Annotated in this window: 5 protein-coding genes and 1 other annotated feature; of the genes, 3 read left to right on the top strand and 2 right to left on the bottom strand. The window is 38.3% G+C overall.

The window, feature by feature from the left end; translation table 11 throughout:
- Together AC06OU_RS15775 and AC06OU_RS15780 are read right to left on the bottom strand one after the other, a co-directional pair.
- Window positions 1-599, bottom strand: a 599-nt coding sequence (locus AC06OU_RS15775) for a pseudouridine synthase (protein WP_475857044.1), incomplete at its 3' end; no start/stop codon positions are given.
- Window positions 600-2225, bottom strand: coding sequence for a putative polysaccharide biosynthesis protein (locus AC06OU_RS15780; protein ID WP_475857045.1), 1626 nt, complete (start codon window positions 2223-2225; stop codon window positions 600-602).
- Window positions 2226-2329: 104 nt separating this feature from the next.
- Here AC06OU_RS15780 and AC06OU_RS15785 point away from each other — a divergent pair, with 104 nt between their 5' ends.
- The 3 genes from AC06OU_RS15785 to AC06OU_RS15795 all read left to right on the top strand — a co-directional run bounded on the left by AC06OU_RS15785 (window position 2330) and on the right by AC06OU_RS15795 (window position 5906).
- On the top strand, window positions 2330-3589 hold the full coding sequence (locus tag AC06OU_RS15785) for a BaiN/RdsA family NAD(P)/FAD-dependent oxidoreductase (protein WP_340882964.1): 1260 nt from the start codon (window positions 2330-2332) through the stop codon (window positions 3587-3589).
- 69 nt (window positions 3590-3658) lie between these two features.
- Window positions 3659-3884 (top strand) — a binding site (T-box leader).
- Between the two features lie 64 nt (window positions 3885-3948).
- Window positions 3949-5337: an anthranilate synthase component I gene (gene trpE, locus AC06OU_RS15790; RefSeq protein ID WP_475857048.1), complete on the top strand. Its 1389-nt coding sequence runs from the start codon at window positions 3949-3951 to the stop codon at window positions 5335-5337.
- Complete coding sequence (locus tag AC06OU_RS15795; RefSeq protein ID WP_475857050.1) at window positions 5334-5906, top strand: anthranilate synthase component II; 573 nt, start codon at window positions 5334-5336, stop codon at window positions 5904-5906. The genes trpE and AC06OU_RS15795 overlap by 4 nt, the downstream gene beginning before the upstream one ends.
- The last annotated feature ends 228 nt before the right edge of the window (window positions 5907-6134 follow it).

Here is a 6134-nt window from a genome sequence, read left to right on the forward strand (position 1 = left end):
ACTTCCTTATCTACTGCCTGGAACATTCTTTTCACTTGATGGAATTTACCTTCCGTGATGGTTAACTCAATTTCAGAAATTTGATCACTCTTTAAAATAGTCAGGTAGCCTGGTTTCGTGTGATACCCATCATCCAAAGTAACTCCTTCTTTGAATGCCACTATATCTTCTTCTGTTACTCTACCTGCTACCTTCGCATAATATACTTTAGGGACATCTTTCTTAGGAGACAGCAAACGATGTGTTAGCGCTCCATCATTTGTTAAAAGCAGCAGTCCAACCGTATCCTTATCCAGTCTTCCGACAGGATACGGCTCAAAATGCTTAACATCATCATCCAAAAGGTCGATTACAGTTTGATCTCTAGAATCCTCCGTAGCAGAAACTACTCCTGGTGGCTTGTTCATCATTAAGTAGATAAACTCTCTATATTCCACTATCTCACCATAAACTGTTACTTTATCTTCTAATTCATTGACGTGATTAGATCCATTTTTAGCAACTACATCGTTTACTTCAATTGCCTTTGATTTAATAAGAACCTTTACTTCACTTCTTGTACCGTATCCCATATGAGATAGAAATTTATCTAATCGCATTTATTTCTCCTTAAAGCCTAATTTTTTTGCAATACGTGTAACTTTCTCACCTAGTAATTTCTGAGCTAATCCAAGACGAAGCGTCACATAGCCATAAAAGGCTGCTCCCACACCAGCACAAACTATAATAACTAGCAGCGCCTCCATTTTACTATCAATCACAAATAGGTTTTGTAACCCTGACTTTACAACATACACAAGTACAAGCATTACAGCATTGATGATGAGGATAAGAAGAATTCTTCTTGCTACCATCGTAGACTTATAATGCAACGTTTTTCGAATCGCAAACAAGTTCAATCCTATAGCTACTAAATAACCACATGCAGTCGCCATAATTGCACCATCTGTTTCAAATGCTTTGATGAAAGGGGTGTTTAACAACAGCTTTGTCAAAATACCTAATAAAAGATTTAAAATGATAAGCTTTTGACGATCAATACCTTGTAGGATTGCAGTAGTCACTGGATACAAGGCAAATAAAATGGCTACAGGTGCATAATGTGCTAACACCGTTGAACCGGTTTCACTCTGTTCATAAAATAAATGATAAAACTCCCCTGATAAAACTGCAATTCCCAGAGCCGCGGGAACAGTAAGAAATAATAATATTTGAAATGACTGATCGAGCGATTTTCTCACTTGAACAAAATCTCGTTTTGCATAATAGCTCGTAATGTAAGGTATTAAAGCCATGCTAAATCCAGTAGCCAACATCACTGGAATCATTACCAATTTATGTGCAGAAAAATTCAACATCCCTAATAAAATATTGGAAATATCCCCACTTATGCCGATAATAGACATAGCACTGTTAAAGGTAATCATATCGATGAATTGAAAAAGTGGGTTAATAACCCCAACAAGAGCAAATGGAACCGTATAAACTAAGATTTCCTTGTAAATATTTCTAAGAGAAACATCCGAGCTCGTTTTACCAGAATCATTCATCATTACATTAAATTCGGGCTTCAGCTTCTTCCAATACCAATATAGAACTACCATGCTCGCCAATGCACCAAGGAAGGCTGCAAATACTGCAAAGGAAACAGCTGTCTTTTCTGTGCCCTTCATTATGTATACTACAAAAAATCCTCCAGCTAACACAAACAGAATACGTACAATTTGTTCCCAGAGCTGAGAAATCGCAGTAGGTGTCATACGCTGATAGCCTTGGAAGAAACCTCTTATTAAACTCATAAGTGGAACAACTATAACCGCAAAACTGACATATTTTATCACAGAAGCTACGTCACCTACAGAAAAATCAGCTTCATCATCCTTAATAATCATATGTGCAATAGGATCTGCTAAAAAGAAAAGCATTAGAAATCCTAAAATACCAGTGATACTCATTAAGAGCATGCTGGATTTCATTAGCTTCCTACCTGTCGCATAGTCCCCTAATGCATTGTATTTCGATACAAACTTAGAAACCGCAACCGGCACCCCTGATACTGCTATCGCTAGCATGATTGAATAGGGAGTATAAGCGTATTGATAAAGGGCAATGTACTCTTCGCCGATTATCTGATAAAAAGGAATTACATAAAGAACTCCTAAAATCCTGGATAATAAGAGACCAACCGTTAAAATCATTGTCCCTTTTAGTAAATTCGATGCCATCTAACCCGTCCAATCCTTTAAAATGTCTATATTACAGTTTACAACTGTCTCATCAAAACTACAATCATGTATAATAAAGAAAAAAGTGAAAGTGTGAATATACTATGTATGACGTAATTATAATTGGTGGGGGTCCCTCAGGACTTATGGCCGCTGCCGCAGCAGGTGCTGAGAACAAAAAGGTTTTATTGATTGAAAAAGGCAACAAGCTAGGAAAGAAATTAGCAATATCTGGAGGAGGACGATGTAACGTTACAAATAGGCTTCCTCAGGAGGAAATTGTAAAGAACATTCCCGGAAACGGTCGTTTTTTATTTTCCCCGTTTTCCGTTTTTAATAATGAGGATATTATCGCTTTCTTTGAGAATTTAGGTGTCCCATTAAAAGAGGAAGACCATGGTAGAATGTTCCCGGTCTCTAACAAGGCAATGGATGTTGTGAATGCCCTGCTGGATGAATTAAAAAGATTGAAGGTAGATATTAAGCTAAACGCTCCCGTTGCAAAATTATTAATGAACGAAGAAAAGATAATTGGAATTCGATTGGCAACAGGCGAGGAAATTACTGCTGGAGCAGTAGTAGTGGCTGTTGGAGGTAAGGCTGTCCCACAAACCGGCTCTACAGGAGACGGGTACCCATGGGCAGAGAAAGCCGGTCATACGGTAACTGATTTATATCCAACGGAGGTACCTCTGTTGTCTAGTGAGACCTTCATCAAATCTAAGGAGCTCCAGGGTTTAGCCTTAAGAGATGTAGCAGTTTCTGTTCTAAATAAAAAAGGAAAAGTAATCATTACCCATCAAATGGACATGCTCTTTACACATTTCGGCTTAAGCGGACCTGCTATTCTACGTTGCAGCCAATTTGTTGTAAAGGAAATAAAGAAAAATGGCGGCCCGGTTTCTGTTAGAATTGATAGCCTTCCCCACTTGAACGAGGAAGAAACATTCCAAACGCTTCTGTCTTCTATTAAAGAAGAGCCTAAAAAAGCAGTTAAAAACGTTTGGAAAGGATTAGTTCCTGAAAGATGGCTATTGTTTTTGTTAGAGCAAGCGAAAATTCAAGAAAGTGAGGATGGCCAAAATCTTTCTCACGAGAAGATAAGATCTCTTGCCCATCTTTTTAAACAATTTATCGTTAAGGTTCACGGCACCCAGCCACTAGAGAAAGCTTTTGTTACAGGCGGTGGAGTTTCCATCAAGGAAATTGAGCCAAAAACGATGGCATCTAAGAAAAAAGAAGGATTATATTTCTGTGGAGAAATATTAGACATACATGGATACACTGGTGGCTACAATATCACCTCTGCCCTTGTAACTGGGAAGCTAGCTGGGATGAGTGCTGCAAAAAGCCTTCTAAATTAATTGGATAAAATTTGGATTCTTTTATAAGAATGCATTGAATTTTTAAACTATTTATAATACAATGGTTTTTAATGAGCGATGACGAAGAGTAGTAATCATATGTGATGCCCTAGAGAGCTGACGATTGGTGCAAGTCAGTGCAAAGCATATGATGAATGGGCTTCTGAGTTCCAAGGCCGAAATGGCAGTAGGCCTTGGCGTTTGTCTACGTTATAGGACTAGCAGCTAATCGCTGCAAACAAGTGGATTACAATAGTAATCAATGAAGGTGGCACCACGGCTCTCCGTCCTTTTAGGATAGAGAGCCTTTTTGTATTCTTTTATAAATGAGCCGAGCTGAGAAAGAGGAGAGTGTAGAAATGACAGTTGAGACGAGAAGCTATGAAATGAAAGAAATCCAAGGAGATATGATGACTCCCATCTCCATTTACCATGCACTAAAAGGAAAAAAGAAAATGCTATTTGAATCCTCTGCTAAGCATGAGGAGAGTGGTCGGTATTCGTTTATCGTACTTAATCCAGTTGCAGAAATAATAGGCAACCAGTATCACTATGTCTTTACAGATGAACAAAGAAAGGAACACACAGGTCATGGTATTTTAGAAAAACTAAAAACCATTCTCCCTGAACACAAGGAGCAATACCCCTTCTCTTTTTTTGGTGGGATGCTAGGTTATTTTGGTTATGAAACAGCATTTTACAGTGAACAGATTGGAGAGTATCTCCCCGATGATTTAAATATGCCTGATATACATGCTTTGTTTTATGATACCTTTCTTGTTTACGATCATTTGAAACAAACCATAACTATCGCAGCAATCGATTTGTTCCAGAACGGTCGCACTTCAAAAAATATGTTGGATTCGATTAATGAAATATATGAGGATCTTCAAGCAAGTGCTTCCCACCATGAGGAGGAGTTAGCACAGAAGCTTTCTTTTAAGCCTTCTATTCCAAAAGAAGACTTTAAAGAAATGGTAGAGAAAGCGAAGCAACATATTGTACAAGGCGATATATTTCAAGTAGTGATTTCCCAGCGTTTTAGCTCCCCTTTCACTGGGAATCCTTTCTCTCTTTATCGACAGCTTAGAACTTCTAATCCGTCACCTTATATGTTTTATATGGATTTCGGAACGTACGTCGTTTTCGGCACTTCTCCCGAGAGTCTTGTAAAAGTAAAGAATGGATATGTCACGACAAATCCTATTGCTGGTACAAAGCCTCGTGGGAAATCTCCCGAAGAAGATCAGCAAATTGCTGCTAGCTTATTGATAGACGAAAAGGAGGTTGCAGAGCATCGGATGCTTGTTGACTTGGGAAGAAATGATATAGGTAAAATATCAGAAATTGGTACGGTCCAAGTAAACAAGTATATGCAGATTGAATTGTACAAGTACGTCATGCATATAGTTTCAGAAGTAACTGGTCGTTTAAGAAAAGACACTCATGCATTAGACGTTTTGGCTGCTTGTTTACCAGCTGGTACCGTTTCAGGAGCTCCCAAAATACGTGCCATGCAAATTATAAACGAATTAGAATCGATAAAGCGCGGAGTATATGCAGGAGCAGTTGGTTATATTTCCGTTACAGGAAATATGGACCTCGCCTTGGCCATCCGAACAATGATTGTAAAAGACCAGATGGCCCATGTTCAGGCAGGTGCAGGAATAGTATATGATTCCATTCCTGAAAATGAATATGAGGAAACATTAAACAAAGCAAAAGCACTGTTGGAGGTGATTCGATGATCCTTCTAATAGATAATTATGATTCCTTTACGTATAACCTTTATCAACAATTAGGAATGCTTGGAAAAGATGTTATGGTTGTCAGAAACGATGCTATTAGCCTTTCAGAAATAGATGAGCTTCACCCAGAAGCAATTGTCATCTCTCCTGGTCCAGGTAATCCATTAGATGCAGGTGTTTCTATTGAAGTGATTCAAGCATTATATAAGAAGTATCCTATCCTTGGAATCTGTCTAGGTCACCAATCTATTGGGGCTGCATTTGGGGCAAATATAGTGCAGGCTAAAACAATTATGCACGGGAAAACCTCCACTATTTCGCATACACAAAATGAATTGTTTTCCGTGTTTGATGGTCCTATCTCCGTCATGCGTTATCACTCTCTAGTAATTGAAGAGAACAGCCTACAAGATTGCTTTGAGGTACTGGCTAGAGCTGAGGACGACCTGGAAATAATGGCTATTAAACACAGTGACTACCCTCTCTATGGATTTCAATTTCATCCAGAATCTATTGGAACTGAGCAAGGGACTCAACTAATGAAAGGTTTTATAGCTTCGTTAAATTAACCGTTGAAAGGAGAGTTTCATGGTAGCTGCGATTGGTATTATTATTGTTCATGTTGTTGGGTTACTTTCATTGAAATTCATGTTTCGAAATGAAGAAGGCGCATCCTAATTTTTAGAGTAGGAGCAACAGTTATAGAAAATTCACGAACAATTAATAGTTACTATGAAAAGTAAATACTTTTATAAAAAGAAAGTAGAATTGATTTTCGCTTTCGGCGGACGCTTTCC

Source organism: Psychrobacillus sp. (genome assembly GCF_056205495.1).